Source organism: Pseudophaeobacter profundi, from assembly GCF_029697505.1.
GTDB lineage: Bacteria > Pseudomonadota > Alphaproteobacteria > Rhodobacterales > Rhodobacteraceae > Pseudophaeobacter > Pseudophaeobacter profundi.
The window spans coordinates 146,162-166,120 of sequence record NZ_JARJEF010000009.1; the positions used below are offsets into that span (position 1 = coordinate 146,162).

Sequence of the window (19,959 nt, forward strand, 5' to 3'; positions counted from 1 at the left end):
AACCGCCCGGAATTTTTACCCTTTGGACAAGATCCGCCAAGGGTCGGCCAATCAAACCGGGGATAGCTTTATGTCAAAATCGATTTTGGGCGCAGTATCGCGCCGTCATTTTCTAGCCACCAGCGCTGCCACGGCCCTGACAGCGGGTCTGGGCCTTTCTGCAAGCAAAGCCTTGGCGGCAGAGCCGATCAAAGTGGCCGGCATCTACACAGTTCCGGTAGAACAACAGTGGGTCAGCCGCATCCATGTTGCCGCTCTCGCTGCGCAGGACCGTGGCGACATCGCTTACAGCTACTCTGAAAACACCTCGAATTCTGACTATTCCCGCGTCATGCGAGAATATGCCGAAAGCGGCTACACCTTGATCATCGGCGAAATCTTTGGCGTCGAAGCCGAAGCACGCGAAGTTATGGCCGATTACCCGGATGTTGCCTTCCTCATGGGCTCTTCCTTCAAAGAAGACGCGGCGGTACCAAACCTCGCAGTTTTTGACAACTACATCCAGGATGCCTCTTACCTATCGGGCATCGTGGCAGGCGCCATGTCCAAGACCGGCAATATCGGCATGGTTGGCGGCTTCCCGATCCCCGAAGTCAACCGCCTGATGCATGCCTTCATGTCCGGCGCGCGTGAAATGAACCCCGATATGAAATTCCAGGTCTCCTTCATCGGCTCCTGGTTCGATCCGCCAAAAGCCAAGGAAACAGCCTTTGCAATGATCGAGAACGGCGCGGATGTGCTCTATGCGGAACGGTTTGGCGTTTCGGATGCGGCCAAGGAAAAAGGCCTGCTGGCCATTGGCAATGTGATCGACACCCAGTCGGATTACCCCGATACGGTTGCCGCCTCGGCGCTGTGGCATTTTGAACCAACGCTGGATGCCGCCATTGCAGCGGTCAAAACCGGGAGCTTCACCGCCAAGGACTACGGCCCCTATTCCTATATGGCCAAGGGCGGCTGTTCACTGGCCCCCTACGGCACCTTTGAAGGTAAGATCCCGCAAGAGGCGCTGGATCTGGTAGCCCAGCGCACCCAGGCGATCAAGGATGGCTCCTATACGGTGGCCATTAATGATGAAGAGCCAAAATCCTCTTGATCTGGGCCTGATCGCATGAACAACACAACAAAGGCGCAGGTTGTCCTGCGCCTTCAAGGTATTACCAAACGCTTTGGTCCGGTCACGGCCAATGAAGGCGTGAGCTTTGATTTGCATCGCGGCGAAGTCATTGCCCTGCTGGGCGAAAACGGTGCCGGCAAGACCACGCTGATGAACATCCTGTTTGGCCAGTACACCGCGGATGAAGGCTCGGTTGAATTGTTTGGCCAGACGCTGCCCCCCGGCGCGCCCCGTGCAGCGCTGGATGCGGGCGTCGGCATGGTGCACCAGCATTTCACCCTGGCCGACAACCTGACCGTCTGGGAAAATATCGTACTGGGGGTTGATCCTCTGACCGCGCCGCGTCTCAAGCCTGCACAGGCCAAGGCCCGCATTCGCGCCCTGTCGGATCAGTTTCACCTGAAGGTGGACCCCAACGCCAAGGTGGGCCGCCTCACCGTCGGTGAACGCCAGCGGGTCGAAATCCTGAAAGCCCTTTACCGGGATGCCAAGATCCTGATTCTGGATGAACCCACCGCGGTGCTGACCCCACAAGAAGCAGAGGCGCTGTTCGCCACCCTGCGCGAGGCCATCGCAACCGGGCTGTCTGTCATCTTCATCAGCCACAAGCTGCACGAAGTCATGGCGATTTCGCACCGGGTTGTGGTGCTGCGCCACGGCAAACTGGCGGCCGAACGCGCCACCAATCAGACCAATCGCGAAGATCTGGCGGCCCTGATGGTCGGCACCGAAGTCAGCGCCCCCAGCATTGAAACCGCCGCGCCCGGTGCGCCGCTGCTATCGCTGCGCCGGGTCACCACCCCGGATCAGGGGGCCGCGCCCGGGCTGAAATCCCTGAACCTGGAACTGGCGGCCGGTCAGATCATCGGATTGGCCGGCGTCTCTGGCAATGGCCAGGCCGCCCTGTCGGATCTGTTGTCAGGGCTGATCACCCCAGCCAGCGGCGAGATGCAGCTGAACGGCACAGAGGTTCAGCGCTGGACGCCGCGCACCGCCATCGCCAAGGGCATCGCCCGCATTCCCGAAGACCGCCATAAAACCGGCACCATTGCCGATTTCGACCTGACCGAGAACGCGATTCTGGAAACCTATGCCAGCCGCTTCAGCCGCCGAGGCTGGATGAACTGGGCAAAGGCGCGCGCCTTCACCAAGGATCTGATCAATACATACGATGTGCGCTGCCCCGGCCCCGATATTCGCATTCGCCTGCTGTCTGGCGGCAATATGCAAAAGCTGATCCTGGGCCGCGTGCTGGAAGAGGCACCGCAAATCATTCTGGCCAACCAGCCAGTGCGCGGGCTTGATATTGGGGCGGTGAACTATGTACATGGCGCATTGGCCAAGGCCCGTGATCGTGGCGCGGCCGTGCTGCTGATATCCGAGGACCTGGATGAAATCATGCAACTTTCCGATGTGATCCATGTGATTTCTGAAGGGCGGCTCAGCCCCGGTTTTGGCCGCGGCACCATGCGCCCCGAAGATCTGGGGGCCTGGATGGCCGGCCATGGGTTTGACGCGGGAGCGCCAAATGCGGCTTGAACCGATTGCCGCCCCCAGCCCCGCCCGTCGCATTGTGCCGCCCCTGCTTGCGCTGCTGGCCACCTTCGCGGTGGCAACGCTGCTGGCGCTGATCGCCGGGGGCTATCCCTTTGCCGTCTTTGGCCTGATCGTGAAAGGCGCCTTTGGCTCCAAATTCGCCCTGCTGGAAACGCTCAACAGTGCCACGCCGCTGATCTTTACAGGGCTGGCCATTGCCGTGGCCTTTCGCGCCAAACTGTGGAACATCGGTGCCGAGGCGCAGCTTTATGCCGGGGCCGTGCTGACTGTGGTGCTGGGCACCGGGGCGCTGGGGCTGCCTGCCTATCTGATGCTGCCGCTTTGTGCCATCGCCGCAATGTTTGCCGGTGCCACGCTCTTGCTAGGGCCGGCGCTGCTGAAAACCCGGCTGGGCGTCGATGAGGTGGTCACCACCCTGTTGTTCAACTTCATCTTCTTGCTGTTTGTTTCCTACCTGCTGGAAGGCCCGCTGAAAGACCCGATGGGCATGGGCTGGCCAAAATCGGCCCGACTGCTGCCAGAGGCCCGCTTGCCACGTCTGGTCGAAGGGCTGCGGCTGCACTGGGGCTTTGGTCTGGCCTTGATCGCGGCACTGCTGGTCTGGGTGATCAACACCCGCACCACGCTGGGCTATGAGATGCGCGCCGTCGGCCAAAACGCCGAAGCCGCCGGTTTTGCCGGCATTCCAGTCACCAAAGTGATCCTCAAAACCGCACTCTTGTCTGGCGGGCTGGCAGGGCTGGCCGGCTTTTCCGAGGTCTCGGGCCTGAAGGGGGCGCTTACGCTCGATCTGTCACCCGGCTTTGGCTACACAGGCATCGTGGTTGCCATGCTGGCCCTGTTGCATCCGCTTGGTGTGGTGGTCGCGGCGCTGTTTGTGGCGGCGATCTTTGTTGGCGCCGACAGTATGAGCCGGGCCGCCGGTGTCCCCAGCTATATCGCCGATATCATGCTTGCCTCGGCGCTATTGTTCATGGTGCTGGCAATCCTGCTGACCAAATTCCGTGTGCGGAGAGACTGATATGGATCTGTTCGATATTCTGCTCTCGGCCAGTTTCTGGGCCGCCGCCATCCGCATTGCATCGCCCTTGATCTTTGCCACCCTGGGCGAGCTGATCTGCGAGCGCGCCGGGGTGCTGAACCTTGGCATCGAGGGCATCATGGTGGCCGGGGCCTTTGCCGGCTGGATTGCGGTCTGGGCGGGCCTGCCGCTGTGGGGCGGTGTGGCGGTGGCGATGCTCACCGGCATGATGCTGGGGCTGGTACATTCCATCCTCAGCGTGCCCTTTGGGCTCTCGCAGCATGTGGTGGGCATTGGCCTGACCCTGCTGGCCACTTCGCTGACCTTCTACACCTATCGCGTGGTCCTGCCCGAGGTATCATCGCCGCCCAAAATCACCGCCTTTCAACCCTATGAAATTCCACTGCTGTCGGACCTGCCGCTGGTTGGCCCGGCGCTGTTTTCGCAAACGCCGCTGACCTATGCCGGGTTTATCCTTGCGGCGCTGACGGCGCTGGTGCTCTACCGTACCCCGCTGGGGCTTGCGGTGCGCGCCGCCGGAGAGAACCCCGCTGCCGTGGCCGCACAGGGCCTGTCGGTGACCGCAATCCGCATGGGGGCGGTGATTGTTGGCTCTGGCTTTATGGCTGTGGGCGGTGCGTTTTTGACCCTTTCGGCCTTTGACAGCTTCTTTTTCGATATGGTGAACGGGCGCGGCTGGATCTGTATTGCACTGGTGGTCTTTGGCGCCTGGAAACCCGGCAAGGCGGTGATGGGCGCCATTCTGTTTGCCGCCTTTGATGCGCTGCAAATCCGCCTGCAACAGACCGGCATTGGTGCCGTGGTGCCCTATCAGGTCTTTCTGATGTTGCCCTATTTCCTATCCATTCTGGCCCTGGTGGTGATGTCCCGCCGCGCCGAGATCCCAGCGGCGCTGATGGTGCCGTTCAACAAGGGAGAGAGATGATGTTTGACCTGCTGATCAAGGGTGGCACCCTGCCCGACGGCACCCAGCGCGATATTGCCATCACAGGCACCCGCATTGCCGCAATCGAGCCAAAGATCGAGGCGCAGGCGCATGAGGTGATCGATGCGACAGGCGATCTGGTGGCGCCGCCCTTTGTCGATCCACATTTCCATCTGGATGCCACACTGTCTTACGGGCTGCCGCGGGTGAATGCCTCTGGCACCCTGCTGGAAGGCATCTCGCTGTGGGGAGAGCTGCGCGATCAGGCCACAGTTGATGAGATGGTCGAGCGGGCCCTGACCTATTGTGACTGGGCTGCCAGCCTCGGCCTGTTGACCATCCGCAGCCATGTGGACACCACGCCGGATCACCTCAACACCGTCACCGCCATGCTGGAGGTGCGCGAAAAGGTGAAAGACTACATCGACCTGCAATTGGTCGCCTTCCCGCAGGACGGGCTGTACCGCAGCCCCACGGGGCGCGAGAACCTGTTGCGCGCACTGGATATGGGCGTCGAGGTTGTCGGTGGCATCCCGCATTTTGAGCGCACCATGGCCGATGGTGCCGCTTCGCTACGCGATCTATGCGAGATCGCTGCCCAGCGTGGCCTGATGGTGGATATACACTGCGACGAGAGCGACGATCCCCTGTCGCGCCATATCGAGACCCTCGCCTATGAGGCCCAGCGGCTGGGACTGCAGGGGCGGGTTGCCGGGTCGCATCTGACCTCGATGCATTCGATGGACAATTACTACGTCTCCAAACTGCTGCCGCTGATCGCCGAGGCCGGGATCTCTGCCATCCCCAACCCGCTGATCAACATCGTGTTGCAGGGCCGCCATGACAGCTATCCCAAACGGCGTGGGCTGACGCGGGTAAAGGAAATGCAGGCGCATGGCATCCCGGTTGGCTGGGGTCAGGACTGCGTGCGCGATCCCTGGTACTCATTGGGCACCGGCGACATGCTGGACGTGGCCTTTATGGGGCTACATGTGGCGCAGATGACCCACCCGGATGAAATGGCCCGCTGTTTCACCATGGTGACCGAGACCAACGCGCAGATCACTGGTGCGCAGGACTACGGGCTCAAGCGCGGCGCGCAGGCCTCTTTGGTGGTGCTGGACGCGGCCAATCCCACCGAGGCCGTCCGCCTGCGCCCCGCCCGTCTGGCCGTCGTGGCAAAGGGCAAGGTAATCGCCCGCAGCCCCCGTGGTGATGCCAAGCTGGCACTGCCCGGTCGCCCGACCTCAGTACGGCGGCGTCATAGCCCCGGGGCTTGACCCCTCAGAAAATGCAGCCTAGCTAAGAGGCAGGCCGTAGACGCCTGCCTCCCGCTGACGCTTTGTCTTGGTAAAGCTCTACAACGTCCAATGACGATCTCTTTCCGCCAATCGCGCGGATGGCAACGCGGGTCCCATCTTCATCTAGGCGATTGACTTGAGAGATATGGGATATGACTGACACCCCCACCAATACCTTCACCAATGGCCCATTGGGGGCCATCTATGTCAAAACTGCGCTGCCGATCATTCTGGTGATGGGCATGAATGGCCTGCTGTCGGTGACCGATGCGCTGTTTCTGGGCATCTATGTCGGACCGGATGCGCTGGCTGCCGTCACCTTGATGTTTCCAATCTACATGCTGATTGTGGCGCTTTCGACGCTGGTCTCAAACGGCATGTCCAGCCTGCTGGCGCGGGCCTTTGGGGCGCAAGACCTTACCCGCGCGCGCGGCATATTTGCAGGCGCGCATGGGCTGGCGCTTGGCCTTGGGCTGGCGCTTGTTGTTCTGTTCTTCTTTCTCGGCCGCCCCATGGCGCTGCTGATTGCCGGGGGGGCAGAACACTTGGCCCAGATGGGACTGATTTACCTGCAAATCACCGTGTTTTTCTCCCCCCTGCTGTTTGTGCTCTCGGTCAATTCGGACGCGCTGCGCAACGAGGGGCGGGTTGGTTTTATGGCACTGATGAGCCTGCTGGTCTCGCTCGCCAATATCGGCTTCAACTATGTACTGATTGCCCTGCTTGATATGGGCGTGGCCGGGTCGGCCTATGGCACGGCGGCGGCGCAGGCGCTGGCCTTTGCCATCATCCTGTGTTTCCGCCTCATCGGCCCAACCGAGCTGCGCCCGGCAGTGCTGCTGCGCAATTCCATGCTGCGCCACTGGGGGCGAATTCTGGCGCTGGGGGCACCGCAAAGTCTCAACTTTCTGGGGCTCGCGCTGGGGTCTGCGGCGATCATCACGGCGCTGCAGTGGTTTGGCGGTGCCAACTATCCAGACACGGTATCGGCCTACGGCATCATCACCCGCGTTATCACCTTTGCCTTCCTGCCGCTTTTGGGCCTGTCCTTTGCGATGCAGACCATCACCGGCAACAACTACGGCGCAGAGCTGTGGCACCGCTCTGATGCCAGCCTGCAGATCGCGCTGGTCGCCGCCTTTGTCTATTGCACCCTGGTCCAGGTGGTGGTGATGAATTTGCCGACGCAGATCGCCGGTGCCTTTGTCGAAGACCGGGCCGTGATTGCCGAGGTGGCCCGCATCCTGCCGGTGATGACCTGTGTTTTCTTCCTGATGGGGCCGCTGATGATGATGGCAAGTTATTTTCAGGCCATCGGCTCTGCCACCAGAGCCGCCATTCTGGGGCTCAGCAAGACCTACGCCTTTGCAATCCCGCTGACTTTTCTGCTGCCGCTGCTGTTTGGTGAAATCGGTGTCTGGTATGCAGGACCAATGGCCGAAGTCATGCTGGCGGCACTCACCCTGCTGGTGCTGTGGAAATTGGCCCGGGAAACCCGGCTGCGCTGGGGCTTGTTCCAGCCCAAAGGCCACCAGAGCTGACGCGAGAAACGGGGCGATAGGCAGGTGTTTTCCCTATCGTCCCGCTTTATACATTTAGCAGACGACCAAGGGTCAGGTCTCAAACCCCAAGGAAGCGATCGGTCAGATCCGGCGTCAGCGCCATCATGTCCCCGGCCCAGACAGTCTGCCCTTTGTTCAGGATCACCGCCTTGTCGGCCACTTGGGCCAGCTCTTTCAGGGTTTTGTCCACCACCAGAATAGCCATGCCGGTTTGCGATTTCAGCTGGGCTATGGCGGCCCAGATTTCCTGCCGCACCACAGGTGCCAGGCCTTCGGTGGCTTCGTCCAGAATCAACAGGCGCGGGTTGGTCATCAACGCGCGGCCAATCGCCAGCATCTGCTGTTCGCCGCCCGACAAGGACGCCGCCTTCTGGCTGCGCCGTTCTGCCAGACGCGGAAACAGCGCCGCAACCTTGTCAAAGGTCCAATCGCCTGGGCGGGCGGCTGCGGTCAGGTTTTCCTCAACCGTCAGCGGCGCAAAACACCGTCGTCCTTCGGGCACCAGACCAATGCCCAGCCGGGCAATCCGATGCGATTTCATCTGCCGCAGATCCGCCCCGGCGAACTCCAACTCGCCAGCAGACGCAGCAAGCATGCCACAGATCACCTTGATCGTGGTGCTCTTGCCCATGCCATTACGCCCCATCAGGGCCAGAACTTCGCCCTCACCAATCGACAGATCGACGCCAAACAAGGCCTGCGAGGGACCGTAAGAGGCGTTCAGCCCCCGAACTTTCAACAGGCTCATGTCAGCTCCTCTTCGCCAAGATAGGCGCGGCGCACCTCTGGATTGGTGCGAATTTCATCTGCCGTGCCGGTGGCGATGACCGTCCCGTAAACCAGCACCGATATACGGTCCGCCAGGGCAAAGACGGCGTCCATATCATGTTCCACCAACAGGATCGGTGCCTCTTGACGCAAACCATCCAGAAACCCGGTGAGCTCTTTCGAGCCACTAGCCCCAAGCCCCGCCATGGGTTCATCCATGAGGAACAATCGTGGTTTCAGAGTCAGTGCCACAGCCACCTCTAGCTGGCGGCGCTGCCCATGAGACAGATCGGCAGTGCGCGCCTGTGCGGCGGCTTCCAGGCCCACCCGCGCCAAGGATTCATGCGCGGTATCGAGCAACGCCTTGTCCTTCATCACATTGCGAAACAGCCCCAGGCCACCGCCGCGCGCGCGACGCGCGCCCAGGGCCCCCAGCACCGCATTTTGCAGCACCGAGAATTCCATTGCCAGCGATGAGATTTGAAAGGTCCGCCCCAGCCCCATGCGCGCCCGCGCCACGGTATCCAGTGCGGTTACATCCCGGCCCAGCACCTCTATCCGGCCGGCATCCGGCGTCAGCCCGCCCGAGATCTGCTTGATCAGGGTGGATTTCCCTGCGCCATTGGGACCGATCAGCGCGTGGATTTCTCCCGGGCGCAGGTCAAGCGAAACATCATTGCTGGCCTTGAGCGCGCCAAAGCTTTTGCTCAGATGTTCGACCTTCAGAACCAGATCAGTCATGTGCAACCTCCCGGCCCAAAAGCGCGCCAATCAGCCCGCCACGGGCAAACAGCACCATGCCCAGCAGCAAAAGCCCCAGAAAGATCTGCCAATATTCGCTGATCCCGCCAAGGAGGTGTTCAAGCAGGATATAGACCGCCGCGCCCACCAGCGGACCATACAGCCGCCCCACCCCGCCAAGAATGACAAAGATCATGATCTCGCCACTGGTGTGCCAGCTGAGCATCGTCGGGCTGACAAACCGATTGAGATCAGCAAACAGCGCCCCGGCCAATCCGGTGATCGCGCCCGAGATAACAAAAGCCATGAGCCGCAGCTTGAACGGGGTCAGCCCCACGGTTTCCACCCGTTCTTGCGATTGGCGCGCCGCAGACAGGGCCAGCCCAAAGGCCGATTGCGCCAGACGCGCCGCGAACCACAGCGCCAGACAGAGAATGACAAAGGTGACGCCAAAGAACTGGATCGGATCAAGGGTATTCAGCCCCGGCATTTCATTGCGCACCCAGATCGACAGCCCGTCTTCGCCGCCATAGGCGGACCAGCTGATGGCGAAGTAATAAAGCATCTGCCCAAAGGCCAAGGTGATCATGATGAAATAAACGCCCGAAGTGCGCAGAGACAACGCCCCGATCACCAGCGCCGCGGCGGCGCTTGCCAGCACGGCCACCAGCCAGATCAGCGGCATCTGATTGCTGCCCTCAAACAAAAACGGCCAGGTAAACAGCGGCTCATAATTCTGCGCATGGGCTGCCAGAATGCCCATGGCATAGCCGCCAATGCCAAAAAACGCCGCGTGGCCAAGGCTGACCAGGCCGCCCAGCCCCAGGGCGATGTTCAACCCGACGCCCGCCAGCGCCAGGATGGCGACTTTGGTGGCCAGGGTGATGACAAAGGGGTCGTCCATTTGCCACGCCATAAGCGGCACCGCCAGCAGGGCCAATAGCATCCCTGCGTTGAAAAACTTTTCGCGCCCCATCTTATGCGCTCCCCCCGAATAGGCCGGATGGGCGTACCAAAAGCACAGCCGCCATCAGGATATAGATCAACATAGAGGCCAAAGAGGCCCCCAACGAGGCGGCGGCAGCAGGCTCCATCAAGAGCGCAAACAGCCGTGGCAGGAACACGCCGCCAAGGGTATCCGTCAACCCCACCAAAAGCGCGCCAACCAGCGCCCCCTTGATCGAGCCGATACCGCCAATGACGATCACCACAAAGGCCAGGATCAGCACCGGCTCCCCCATGCCTACCTGCACCGACTGGATTGCGCCAACCAGTGCGCCTGCCAGCCCCGCCAGCGCAGCGCCCAGCGCAAAGACCAGGGTATAGAGCTTGGAAATATCAACGCCCAGTGCCGCGATCATCTCGCGGTCGGCTTCGCCTGCGCGGATCTGCACGCCAATGCGGGTGCGGGCAATCAGCCAGAACAAGCCAGCGCCCACCATCAGGCCAATCACGATGATCGCCAGACGGTAGAGCGGATACTGAATGCCCCCCGGCAGCGTCACCGGACCGGACAGGTAATCCGGCACATCCAGAAACAGCGGGAAAGAGCCAAACAGCCAGCGGGTGCCTTCGGAAAAGATCAGGATCAGCGCAAAGGTCGCCAGGACCTGGTCCAGATGGTCGCGATCATACAGGCGACGGATGACCGTGACCTCGACCAGCGCACCGGCAGCAGCAGCAGCGGCAAGACTGGCGATCAGCGCCAGCACAAAGGATCCGGTCCAGCCCGCGACAGCGGCGGCGGCAAAGGCCCCCACCATATACAGCGCGCCATGGGCGAGGTTGATCAACCCCATGACACCAAAGACCAGCGTCAGACCAGCAGCCATCAGGAAGAGCATGACCCCGAACTGTAACCCGTTCAGGACCTGCTCAAGAATGAGAATAAGAGACATGGGGGTTTCTTTCCTTGGGTCGGGGCCGCGCCACAGCGCGGCCCCACCGTTCAAGGTCTATTACATATTGCACTCGGATGCGTAGGCATCCGCGTGATCGGTCAGGCCAGTGGCAATGATCTTGTTGGTAAAGACATCGCCTTCCTGGATCACTTCGCGCACATAGATGTTTTGCACCGGGTGGTGGTTGTTGCCAAATTTGAAGTCACCACGCACGGAGTCAAAATCAGCCGCTTCCAGGGCCGCGCGGAAGGCGTCCTGGTCCTTGACATCGGCCTTGTCCAGCGCACTGAGGATCAGATTGGCGGTATCAAACCCCTGGCTGGCATAAAGCGACGGCAAACGGCCGTATTTGGCCTGGAAGTCAGCAACAAAGGCCACATTGGCCGCATTGTCGATATCCTTGTTCCACTGCGAGGTGTTCTTGATGCCCAGCGCCGCGGCCCCAACCGCCTGCAGGATACCCTGATCAAAGCTAAAGGCCGGGCCAACAACCGGCAGGTCCACGCCGCTGTCGGCATATTGCTTGAGGAAGGAAATCCCCATGCCACCGGGCAGGAAGAAATAAACTGAATCGGCACCCGATGCCCGGATCTGCGCAATCTCGGCAGCGTAGTCGGTCTGGCCCAGCTTGGTGTAGATTTCACCCGCCAGTTCCCCGCCATACATCCGCTTGTAGCCGGTCAGCGCATCCTTGCCCGCCGGATAGTTCGGCGCCAGGATAAAGCTGTTTTTCAGGCCGGCATCATTGGCATAGGCCCCTGCCGCTTCGTGCAGGTTATCGTTCTGCCAGGCGACGTTGAAATAGTTCTTGTGGCAGCGCTTGCCAGCCAGCGCCGAAGGCCCGGCATTGGGCGAGAGGTAGAACACATCCTGCGCCGTTGCTGCTGGCACCACGGCCATCGCCAGGTTCGACCAGATGATGCCGGTCATGATATCCACCTTTTCAGACTGGATCATGCGGTCGGCGATCTGTACCGCGCTTTCTGGTTTGCGCTGGTCGTCCTCAATCACCACCTCGACATCGTCGCGGCCTGCGGCTTCAATCGCCAGCATAAAGCCATCGCGCACATCCACGCCCAGCCCGGCACCGCCGCCGGACAGGGTGGTAATCATGCCGATCTTGGTCTCGGCCTGGGCCGCCAGGGCCAGCGTCGACACAGCCGTTGCCACTGCAAGTGATTTTAGAATTTTCATGTCTTACATACTCCCATAGTACTTCAGGTTTTCGCCCCGCGTTGGCCGCAGGTGCATGGCGTTACTATTCCCGCATCCGACGGGCGGCGCCAGTTATTCTTGCCCCATTCCGCGCGCTCTCTGGCGGAGCCTTGGCCGGACAGGGGCCCCGCAGTCTATCGCGGGCAGATCTTGAAGAAACTGTAAGCGGCATCCTGCTTTTGTTTCAAGGTTAAAATATTAAACCCTAAAATACAGCCTGTCTTACTGGCAGGAAATCTGCCAGCGCCAGCGCAGAACGCCGGGAAAAAGACTGGCAGCTGCGATGCAGAAATGCGCAGGATTGCAACGGCCTGCCCCCAACGCAGGCAGCGCGATAAATCCCGCGCGAAGGGTGCAGCGCTTCAGCGGGCCTTTTGCTGTAACCGGTTAAAACTCATAGAAATATGCGCGCGCTGAATATGCGCCACCGCTTCGACATCGCCCGACTTCAAGGCGCATTGGATGGCCTCCAGCTGATGTTGGAAGATCTTGAACTCCTCTTCCAGATCCAGCTGCGCTTCCTCTGCCGCCCTCAGCCAGAGCCGCTTGGTCTGAAAATACAGCCGCTCCAGCGTCTGGCGCAGCGGCTGATTGGCTGTCAGCTCTTGCAGGGTTAGAAATACATCGATGTCAAACTGGGTAAAGGCCCGTGCCGTGCCACTTTGTACAATGGCCGCGCCACGCAGGACCAATTGATCAAAACGGGCAATATATCCGAAATCCGGCGGCACCGGATCCAGCCGCCCGGTCATGGCCGTCAGCTCCACCCGTAGTCGGTAGACCTGTTCCAGCGCATCAAAATCCGCATCGGTCACCAGCGTCCCCACCCCGTGGAAGGACTGCACCAGACCCTCATCCTCGAGCCGGGCCAGAACCCGGCGAATCGGCGTGCGGCTGGTGCCGAATTCTTCCGCCAGGGCTGCCTCGGAAAGGCGCATCCCCGGCAGATAATCGAGCAGGCAAATCCGCTGACGGATTTCATGGTGCATCAGGGCATGACGATCCCGCACCGTCAGCCCCTCATCTGCCAATGCCTCTTGCGTCGAAGGAGGCTGGGTCACCTAAAGATATCCCCCAAGTTTCTGTAGCACGGATAGGCATTGATCCAGCTGATCCAGGGATAGATACTCATCCGCCTTATGCGCCTGATTGATTGAACCTGGGCCACAGACCACCACATCCATGCCCATAGCCTGGAAAATGCCGGCCTCGGTCCCAAAGGCGACCAGATCGGCCCCATTGGCCCCGGTGAGTTCGGACATGATACGGCGGGCCTCATTCTCGGCCATAGGCTCCAGCCCTGCCACTTCGCCAATGGTTTCCACCGTGATATCCGCCTCGGGATAGATCTGGCGCATCTCTGGTAAGAGCTCTTCTTCGCAGAGGCGGCGCAGCGCGGTTTTGACAAAATCCGCGTCACGGGCGCAGACCGGGCGCATTTCCCAATCGACCTGTGCCTTTGGGGCGATCACATTATAGGCCACACCACCCTGCATCGCCCCCACATTTACCGTCGTCCAAGGCGGATCAAATCGGCTGCCAACAGGGGCCATGCCGCGCAGGCGCTGTTTCAGCTGCAACAGTTCTGACACATAGCGCACTGCATATTCCACCGCGTTGACGCCAAGGTCGGGGGCAGAGCCGTGCCCAGGCAGGCCATGGAAATGGGTGCTATACTCATAGCAGCCTTTGTGCCCCTCGATCACCCGCATCTCGGTTGGTTCTCCGATGATGGCAACGCCGGGCAGTATCCCGCGCGCTGCCAGATCTTCGGCAAGATGCTGCGCGCCCAAACAGCCGACTTCCTCGTCGTAGGTAAAGGCAAAGTGGATTGGCCGGGCATTGACCTGGGTCGCATAGATCGGCGCCATGGCCAGGGTCGCCGCGATAAACCCCTTCATGTCGCAGCTGCCGCGCCCATAAAGCCGCCCGTCGCGCTCCTCCATATTGAAGGGGTCGCTGCTCCAGTCCTGATCCGTGACCGGCACCACATCGCTGTGCCCCGACAGCAAAATCCCACCGTCGACTTCTGGGCCAAGGGTCGCAAAGAGATTGGCCTTGCGACCACAGGGCGAGGTGGTGAAATCGATCTTGGCACCACAATCGTCCAGCAGGCCTGCTGCATAGGTGATCAGCGCCTGATTGCTCTCGCTCGAGACCGAGGGAAAGGCAATCAGATCATTGAGAATTTCCCGTGTGCGGGCATGCAGCTCCATCGCATCAGTCCTTGACGAAGAGCTTACGCTCGATGTTGCACAGCGGCTCGGCCGATCCGGTTTCGGTGATCAAGATGGTCTCGGTGGTTTCCAATCCCCAGGTATCCATCCAGAGCGCGGGCATGAAGTGGAACACCATCCCCGGCTCTAGCACGGTTTCATCCTCGCTACGGATAGACGCGCTGCGCTCGCCCCAGTCTGGCGGATAGCTGAGACCGATAGGATAACCGCAGCGCCCTTCCCGGTGGATGCCATGACTTTTCAGCACGCCGACAAAGGCATTGGCAATGTCACAGGTGCGATTTCCCGCCCGCGCCGCCTCTAGCCCGGCAGAAATTCCTTCCAGCTGGGCTGCCTCGGCATCCAGCACCTCTTGTGGGGGTTTGCCCAGATAGACCGTCCGGGATAGCGGCGCATGATAGCGACGGTAGCAGCCGGACAGCTCAAAAAAGGTGGCTTCCCCCTCTCGCATCGGGGCACCATCCCAAGTCAGATGGGCAGCGGTGGCATCCAGCCCCGACGGCGTCAGCGGCACAATCGCCGGATAGTCACCCCAGAGATCATCAACCCCGGTGATGCCGGCATGATAGATATCCGCCACCAGATCATTCTTGCGCAGGCCAGGCTCGGCCCGGTCGATCGCGGTAGACATGACCTTTCCCGTGATGCGCGCCGCCTTGCGGATAAAATCGATCTCGTCGTCGGATTTTACCAGGCGCTGCCAGTTGACCAATGCAGTGGCATCCAGAAGATGCGCCTGCGGCAAGGCCTCGGCCAGCACCATATGCGCCTTGGCAGAGTAGTAGTAATTCTCCATCTCGACGCCAATTCGCGCCCCGGCAAAGCCCAGCCGGGTGATATGTTCAGCCAGATCCTGCATCGGGTGACACTGGGTTGACTGCACATAATGGTCGCCATAGCCAAAGATCTGGTCCGCCCCCATCCAGCAGGTGCGCCCGGCACCAATACTGTCCATATGGCGCCCCCACCAGATCGGCTCTCCCTCCAGCCCCAGCAGGACCCCCTGATGCACATAAAATGACCACCCGTCATAGCCAGTCAGCCAGGCCTGATTTGACGGATCAGTGACAAAAAGCAGCTCGATCCCCGCCTGCTGCATGGCAGCGCGGGTCTTGGCAATTCGGCGGGTATATTCAGCACGGCTGAACGGGGCGTTTCCTGGGGCCAATGAGGTGTCCTTTCGAACATAGAATTTCATGATGTGTACAACACCAGTGATGATTTGGTGTTTGATAGGAATTACTGGCACAATTCACTATAAACGCAAGTGATTCATTTCGTGTTGTACACAAATTTACCGATTACACGTGACGGCTCTCAAACACATCCTGCCAAATAGCGACAGCCGGAACCACGAGGATGGCCTGGCGCGCTATTGCTCAGCGATGGGGATACGGGATGGTGCGGCACCCGCCTGGTGAGAAAATACAGCATGAACGGACACGAAGCCGCCACTGAGCCTATGGAAGATGACTCTTTCCGCATGCTTAGATGCATAGGGAGGAGCGCCAGAACATCGAGGCGTGGGTTCTAAGGGCTCTCGATACAGAAATGCTGCAACAAAGGGAAAGGATCAAACAGAAGACATTCCAAGCACGACGCTTGCACCACAGCCAACGTGCCGACCCAGCAACGGCCCCCGCGAAGCTATCTGAATCGTGATGGCACTGGCGGTGTGTCAGGCGTTTTCTGGGCGGTAGATGCAATCGGCAAGCGTGCCCCGGTTCAGATCGGCAACAAAGGCTGCTTCGGCCTGGGCAAGCCGCGCCTTCAATCGGCAATGCGGCGTCAGGGTACAGGCGTTGCCACTGACTGCGAAACATTCCACCAGAGCCTGATCGGCCTCAAGACGGGCAATCACATCCCCCAGCCGAATATCTTCGGCAGGATGCGCAAGGGTTGCGCCGCCGCCACCGCCCCGGCGGGTTTGCAGATACCCCGCCCCCGCAAGAGCCGAGATCACCTTGGCCAGATGATTGCGAGAGACACGGAATTCGTCGGCCAGTTCAGCCGTGGTGAACGGCCGGTCGGGGTCACCCGCCATCCGCATCAACACACGCAAGCCAAAATCGGTGAAAGAGGTGAGGCGCAAGGTCGCAGTCCTGATTTGGTAATTGATATGCCTATTCAGCGGGTGGTATGCGCATCCTAACTACCAATTCGCCGCGGCGCATGCAAGGCCGGGCGCCCAGCCCTAGAAAGAGCCTGCGATGAACGATCTCTCTGCCCGCCAAGCCCCGCAGGAAACCGGCGCCCTGTGCCCCCACCTGCCCCCGGAAGAAGACACGATCCTCGCCTGGTGCCGCAGGGCTATCGCCCCCGATATGACCCAGACAGAGGAGCTGTGAATGCACGACTCTGCAACTGATGCCCTGACAGACGTCCAGACCGAGGCACTGATCTCGCATATCCGCACCCGCTATCACGATACGCACCGAAGAGAATTCCCGGATCTGATCAGGCTTGCCCGCAAGGTCGAGACCACCCATGCCACAGACCCCAACACGCCACATGGCCTAACCCATGCGCTTGAGGTGATGATTGCAGAGCTTGAGGCCCATATGCACGAAGAGGAAGAGATCATCTTTCCCGCCGCCCGCACCGGGGCTGCCGGGCTTGCAACGGCGGCCATTCCCGGCCTGCGCAGCGCCCATGACGCGCATGAGGCAGCGCTGAACCAGATCGCGGCGATCACCCATGGCTTCCGGCTGCCCCTCAACGCCTGCCGGAGTTGGCGGCGCCTTTATCACGGGCTCGGCAAGCTGGCCGAAGATCTGGACGAGCATATTTACCTCGAGAACGAGGTGCTGTTCCCGCGCCTCGGAACGCAGGCATGACTGCCGAACGAAAGGATCGAAATTGAGCATGATCAGCGAAACGCCGCGGCCGTCGCGGCCCGGCGAAGGGGCGGTGGCGCGTTTGTCCTGCCTGGCACTTCAGCCGATCCTGTCGCGTATCGTGCGCCGGATCGCAAAGAAGCATTCTTCACTCTTTGCACGGCTTGGGCCGCACCAGACAACAGACTTCCTGATCGATCCGGTGGAACTGCCCTTCGCGCTGCATCTGCGCCCGGACCCGCAGGCGCTGGTGTTCCGCGCCGTGCCCCGCCATGCGGCACCGCAGGCAGGCGCGGTGATCCGGGGCCGTTTCCTGCTGCTGCTGGAACTGGTCGATGCCGAAGAGGACGGCGACGCGGCCTTCTTCTCGCGCGATCTGGAGGTTTCGGGCGATACCGAGGCGGTAGTACGGCTCAGGAATGCGCTCGACGATATGGAGGACTCGCTGGCCGAGGAAACCGCCGGAATGTTCGGCCCGCCAGGCCGGGCGATCCTGGCCCGGTTCAGGCGGGCCTATCTCAACACCAGCACAGAAGAAGAAAACCCATGAGCCTTGCTGAACTGATCTGCCCGGCTGGAACCCCTGCCGCCCTGCGCACGGCTGTCGATGCCGGTGCCGATGCCGTCTATTGCGGGTTCCAGGACGCCACAAACGCGCGCAATTTTCCGGGGTTGAATTTCACCCCCGACGAACTTGCCGCCTCTGTCAGCTATGCGCATGCAAAGCGCACCAAGGTCCTGTTGGCGCTGAATACCTATCCGCCTGCAGGCAAGGTCGATCTGTGGCGCCAGGCCGCCGACACCGGGGCGCGGCTGGGGGTCGATGCCTTTATCGTCGCGGACATGGGGGTGGCCGACTACATCGCCCGCACCCATCCACAGGTCCGCCTGCACCTGTCAGTCCAGGCCGCCGCCTCCAGCCCCGAGGCAATCCGGTACTACTGCGAGAGTTTTGGCGTCAAGCGCGTGGTGCTGCCCCGTATCCTGACGATCCCGGAAATCCGCCAGATCCGCGGGGAAATCCCCTGTGAGATCGAAACCTTCATCTTTGGCAATCATGGACTGATGGTAGAGGGCCGGTGCAGCCTGACCAACTATCTGACGGGGCAATCGACCAACATGGATGGGGTCTGCTCGCCCGCGTCCGACGTCGAATATGCCCGCCACGCCGATGGCTCGATGGCCTCGCAGCTTGCGGGTTTCACCATCGACCAGTTTGGCCCGGACGAAAAGGCAGGCTACCCGACAATCTGCAAGGGGCGCTATACCGCCCCCAACCGGCCCCAAGGCTACTACGCCTTTGAGGAACCGGTAAGCCTGAACCTCTCGCGGCTCTTGCCCGAACTGATCGAGGCAGGGGTGCATGCCTTCAAGATTGAGGGGCGACAGCGTTCCAAAAGCTATGTCCGCGGTGTGGTGCGGGCCTTTCGGGCTGCGGTGGACGACATCAAGGCAGGACGTGAGGCGAATATCGCCGACCTGGTCGCGCTGACCGAGGGGCAGAAACAGACCCAGGGCGCCTTCGAGACGAAGAAATGGAGATAACCCTGATGACAAAATTGACGCTCGGCCCCGTCGCCTATCACTGGTCCGCCGAGATGCGCCGAGATTTCTATGCCCGCATCGCTGACGAGGCCCCGGTGGACGAGGTCTATCTCGGCGAAGTGATCTGCTCCAAGCGCGCCCCCTTCCACGAACCCGACCTGCCCGCGACGATCGAGCGGCTGCAGAGGGCTGGCAAGCTGGTGATCCTCTCGACCCTGGCCGAGGTAATGCTGAAGCGAGAGCGCAAGGCAACCGAGGATCTGGCTGCGATGGAGGTGCCCGAAATCGAGATCAACAACGCGGCGGGCCTGTTTGCGCGGGGCAAACGCCCGCACCGGATCGGGCCCTTCATGAACGCCTATAACGAAGCGACAATCGCATGGATGGCCCGGCAGGGGGCGACCCATATCTGCCTGCCCAGCGAAATGCCTGCCCCGGCCATCGCCGCCGCCGCGCAGGCCGCGCGCCATCTTGGTCTCGGCGTGGAAGTCCAGGCCTTTGGCCGCGCCTCGCTTGCGGTTTCGGCGCGCTGCTACCACGCCCGCGCCCATGGCCGCACCAAGGACAACTGCCAGTTCGTCTGCGAAGAGGACGCCGACGGGATGCCGCTGCGCACACGTGACGATCAGCCAATCCTGCGGGTAAACGGTATCCAGACCCAATCCGAGAGCTATATCGATCTTCTGCCCGAAACTACGCGTCTGGTGTCAGAGGGGGTCACCCATCTGCGTCTGATGCCGCAGGCGGTCGATATGGTTGCCGTCGCACAACTGTTCCGCGATGTGCTGGACGGCAAGATGCCAATGGCTGAGGCCGATAGCCAGCTGGCAGAACTGAGCGGCGATACAGGCCTGAGCAACGGCTTCTATCATGGCGCGGCAGGCTATCGTCGCATCGCCATGGCCGCGCCAGTGTGACTGCGACAGCGGCAAGCCGATGTCAGCGCCACACCGCGCCCTGTTTCTGACGGGCGGCGCCTGGGCAATTGTAGCCGTCGCGCTGGCCAACTGGGACACAGGATTTAAAATCCCCAAGCCGCCGCTGGGCAGCTTGGTCGCTTGGCACGCATATGAAATGGTCTTTGACTTCGCCGCCGTCATGTTTGCCGGCTACGCCTTGACCGCAATGACAAGCTGGCGCGGCAAACCAACCCTGTCGCGGCTGGCGCTAGCGGTCTTGCTGTCGCCCTGATGTCTGGCGCGAATACGGCC

At 61.0% G+C, this 19,959-nt stretch carries 21 protein-coding genes; 12 read left to right on the plus strand and 9 right to left on the minus strand.

The annotated features are described in order from the left end of the window. The first annotated feature begins 70 nt into the window (after positions 1-70). From P2081_RS15015 to P2081_RS15040, 6 genes are all read left to right on the plus strand, one after another. Positions 71-1,096 (plus strand): BMP family protein, encoded by a 1,026-nt coding sequence (locus P2081_RS15015; protein ID WP_278923676.1) that lies wholly within the window; start codon positions 71-73, stop codon positions 1,094-1,096. Between the two features lie 15 nt (positions 1,097-1,111). Next, positions 1,112-2,656: an ABC transporter ATP-binding protein gene (locus tag P2081_RS15020; RefSeq protein WP_278923677.1), complete on the plus strand. Its 1,545-nt coding sequence runs from the start codon at positions 1,112-1,114 to the stop codon at positions 2,654-2,656. After that, a complete protein-coding gene (locus tag P2081_RS15025) occupies positions 2,646-3,695 on the plus strand; it encodes an ABC transporter permease (protein ID WP_278923678.1) in 1,050 nt (349 codons plus the stop codon). Before P2081_RS15020 ends, P2081_RS15025 begins: the two co-directional genes overlap by 11 nt. 1 nt (position 3,696) lies before the next feature. Beyond that, complete coding sequence (locus tag P2081_RS15030; protein ID WP_027241382.1) at positions 3,697-4,641, plus strand: ABC transporter permease; 945 nt, start codon at positions 3,697-3,699, stop codon at positions 4,639-4,641. After that, entirely contained in the window at positions 4,641-5,921 is a 1,281-nt protein-coding gene (locus P2081_RS15035; protein ID WP_278923710.1) for an amidohydrolase family protein, read from the plus strand. Before P2081_RS15030 ends, P2081_RS15035 begins: the two co-directional genes overlap by 1 nt. A gap of 173 nt (positions 5,922-6,094) precedes the next feature. After that, the gene (locus tag P2081_RS15040) at positions 6,095-7,483 is read left to right on the plus strand and encodes an MATE family efflux transporter (protein WP_278923679.1); all 1,389 of its coding nucleotides are present in this window, start codon (positions 6,095-6,097) and stop codon (positions 7,481-7,483) included. Positions 7,484-7,562: 79 nt separating this feature from the next. Here the strand turns inward: P2081_RS15040 and P2081_RS15045 are convergent, their stop codons facing one another. From P2081_RS15045 to P2081_RS15085, 9 genes are all read right to left on the minus strand, one after another. Further along, entirely contained in the window at positions 7,563-8,252 is a 690-nt protein-coding gene (locus P2081_RS15045; protein WP_278923680.1) for an ABC transporter ATP-binding protein, read from the minus strand. Further along, complete coding sequence (locus P2081_RS15050; RefSeq protein WP_278923681.1) at positions 8,249-9,013, minus strand: ABC transporter ATP-binding protein; 765 nt, start codon at positions 9,011-9,013, stop codon at positions 8,249-8,251. The genes P2081_RS15045 and P2081_RS15050 overlap by 4 nt, the downstream gene beginning before the upstream one ends. Further along, a complete protein-coding gene (locus P2081_RS15055; RefSeq protein ID WP_278923682.1) occupies positions 9,006-9,989 on the minus strand; it encodes a branched-chain amino acid ABC transporter permease in 984 nt (327 codons plus the stop codon). Before P2081_RS15055 ends, P2081_RS15050 begins: the two co-directional genes overlap by 8 nt. Position 9,990: 1 nt before the next feature. Next, a complete protein-coding gene (locus tag P2081_RS15060) occupies positions 9,991-10,911 on the minus strand; it encodes a branched-chain amino acid ABC transporter permease (RefSeq protein ID WP_278923683.1) in 921 nt (306 codons plus the stop codon). 60 nt (positions 10,912-10,971) lie between these two features. After that, the gene (locus P2081_RS15065; RefSeq protein WP_278923684.1) at positions 10,972-12,108 is read right to left on the minus strand and encodes an ABC transporter substrate-binding protein; all 1,137 of its coding nucleotides are present in this window, start codon (positions 12,106-12,108) and stop codon (positions 10,972-10,974) included. A 383-nt stretch (positions 12,109-12,491) separates the two neighbouring features. After that, on the minus strand, positions 12,492-13,190 hold the full coding sequence (locus P2081_RS15070; RefSeq protein ID WP_278923685.1) for a GntR family transcriptional regulator: 699 nt from the start codon (positions 13,188-13,190) through the stop codon (positions 12,492-12,494). Continuing rightward, positions 13,191-14,345 carry an acetylornithine deacetylase gene (argE, locus tag P2081_RS15075; protein WP_278923686.1) on the minus strand — a complete coding sequence of 385 codons (1,155 nt, stop codon included), beginning with the start codon at positions 14,343-14,345 and terminating at the stop codon, positions 13,191-13,193. 4 nt (positions 14,346-14,349) lie between these two features. Then, positions 14,350-15,534 (minus strand): M24 family metallopeptidase, encoded by a 1,185-nt coding sequence (locus P2081_RS15080; RefSeq protein WP_278923687.1) that lies wholly within the window; start codon positions 15,532-15,534, stop codon positions 14,350-14,352. A gap of 510 nt (positions 15,535-16,044) precedes the next feature. After that, positions 16,045-16,458 (minus strand): Rrf2 family transcriptional regulator, encoded by a 414-nt coding sequence (locus tag P2081_RS15085; RefSeq protein WP_278923688.1) that lies wholly within the window; start codon positions 16,456-16,458, stop codon positions 16,045-16,047. Positions 16,459-16,576: 118 nt separating this feature from the next. Here P2081_RS15085 and P2081_RS15090 point away from each other — a divergent pair, with 118 nt between their 5' ends. Genes P2081_RS15090 through P2081_RS15115 form a run of 6 tightly spaced genes read left to right on the plus strand, consistent with a single transcriptional unit; the run spans position 16,577 to position 19,939 of the window. After that, the gene (locus P2081_RS15090) at positions 16,577-16,714 is read left to right on the plus strand and encodes a hypothetical protein (protein ID WP_278923689.1); all 138 of its coding nucleotides are present in this window, start codon (positions 16,577-16,579) and stop codon (positions 16,712-16,714) included. Next, positions 16,715-17,203 (plus strand): hemerythrin domain-containing protein, encoded by a 489-nt coding sequence (locus tag P2081_RS15095; RefSeq protein ID WP_278923690.1) that lies wholly within the window; start codon positions 16,715-16,717, stop codon positions 17,201-17,203. A gap of 28 nt (positions 17,204-17,231) precedes the next feature. Continuing rightward, a complete protein-coding gene (gene ubiT, locus P2081_RS15100) occupies positions 17,232-17,753 on the plus strand; it encodes a ubiquinone anaerobic biosynthesis accessory factor UbiT (protein WP_278923711.1) in 522 nt (173 codons plus the stop codon). Further along, positions 17,750-18,748 (plus strand): ubiquinone anaerobic biosynthesis protein UbiU, encoded by a 999-nt coding sequence (gene ubiU, locus P2081_RS15105; RefSeq protein WP_278923691.1) that lies wholly within the window; start codon positions 17,750-17,752, stop codon positions 18,746-18,748. The genes ubiT and ubiU overlap by 4 nt, the downstream gene beginning before the upstream one ends. A gap of 5 nt (positions 18,749-18,753) precedes the next feature. Next, positions 18,754-19,665, plus strand: coding sequence for a ubiquinone anaerobic biosynthesis protein UbiV (gene ubiV, locus P2081_RS15110; protein ID WP_278923692.1), 912 nt, complete (start codon positions 18,754-18,756; stop codon positions 19,663-19,665). Positions 19,666-19,684: 19 nt separating this feature from the next. Continuing rightward, complete coding sequence (locus tag P2081_RS15115; RefSeq protein WP_278923693.1) at positions 19,685-19,939, plus strand: NnrS family protein; 255 nt, start codon at positions 19,685-19,687, stop codon at positions 19,937-19,939. The last annotated feature ends 20 nt before the right edge of the window (positions 19,940-19,959 follow it).